This window comes from Micromonospora sp. DT47 (assembly GCF_049844475.1).
In the GTDB taxonomy this organism is placed as follows: Bacteria; Actinomycetota; Actinomycetes; order Mycobacteriales; family Micromonosporaceae; genus Micromonospora.
On record NZ_JBNCLC010000062.1, the window covers coordinates 1 to 1,345 of the forward strand.

The following is a 1,345-nucleotide window of genomic DNA, read 5'->3' on the forward strand; positions in this document are numbered from 1 at the left end:
CATCTGTGAGGCTCGCGGTGGTGGTCCTGGGTGGACTGCTGCCAGGATCGGTGCCGGTGATCAGGGACTGACTCCTAACGCATCTGGCCGTCGACGACGTGCCTTGCGGTTGACCTGTCGTCTCTGATCGCCGGCACCGGCCTGGCTCACCGTCTGGCCTGATCAGAAGCTTGCCCGCCGTGCGGCGTGGCTCATCACAGATGTGCCGTAGGTGTCCCCACCCAGGCCGGTGCCAACGTCAACCACCGCCCCTGGGAAGGAGCAATGGCACTAATGCCCATGCTCGCAGAATCGGTCGACGCCGTCATCGGCGTGGACACCCACACTGACACGCACACCGCCTGCCTGGTCGATGGCGCTGGCCGGGAGGTCGCGACCGTCACCGTCGAGGCGACCCCTGACGGCTACTGCGACCTGATCGCCTGGGCCGTGCAGCAGGCGCCCGGCCCGCGATTGACTTGGGCGGTGGAAGGCTGCCGCTCGCATGGAGCCGGGCTGCTGCGCGCCCTCCTTGCTGCGGGACAGCAAGTCGTCGAAGCTGGTCGGCCGCAACGCGTCGGCCGCCGACCAGGCGGCAAGTCTGACCCGGCCGATGCCCGCCTGGCCGCCCGCACCACCCTGGCCGCAGCACATCACGCCCAGCCGCGTAGCGACGGCGACCGGGAAGCGTTACGCATCCTGCTCGTGGCCCGCGAACACGCCAACGCGACCCGCACCGCCGCGATCAACGTATTCAAGGCACTGCTGCTGACCGCACCCGATCAGCTGCGCGAGCCGCTACGCCGACAGTCGACGCCGCGGCAGACAGCCGCCTGCGCCCTGCTGAGGGTCCACGCCCGCCACACCCCCGCCGAGCGGGTCCTGCGGCAGACCCTGCGGAGCCTGGCCCAGCGCATTCGTCTGCTGGACAAGGAGATCCGCGCCAACGAACGCCAACTCCACGACCTGGTCGACGCCATCATGCCCGCGTTACTGGCTGAACCCGGCGTCGGCGCGGTCAGCGCCGCACACCTCATCATCGCCTGGTCCCACCCCGGCCGATGCCGCTCGGAGGCCGCCTTCGCCGCCCTCGCCGGCGTCAGCCCATTGCAGGCATCCTCCGGCCGCATCACCCGTCACCGGCTCAACCGCTTCGGCGACCGCCAACTCAACCGAGCCCTCCACACCATCGTCAACTGGCGCATGATCCACGGCCACGAACCCACCCAGCATTACCTCACCCGCCGACGCGCCCAACAGAAATCCGACGCCGAGATCCGCCGCTGCCTCAAGCGCTACACCGCCCGACACATGTTCCGGCTCATGGAAACCGCCGGAAGGACTTGACGAGCCATAGAAGCGTCAA

1 protein-coding gene is annotated in these 1,345 nt (G+C 68.9%); it reads left to right on the plus strand.

Features of this window, described 5'->3' with window-relative positions; all coding sequences use genetic code 11:
• Positions 1-273: 273 nt before the first annotated feature.
• Positions 274-1,326: an IS110 family transposase gene (locus ACLQ2U_RS32140; RefSeq protein ID WP_425754635.1), complete on the plus strand. Its 1,053-nt coding sequence runs from the start codon at positions 274-276 to the stop codon at positions 1,324-1,326.
• The last annotated feature ends 19 nt before the right edge of the window (positions 1,327-1,345 follow it).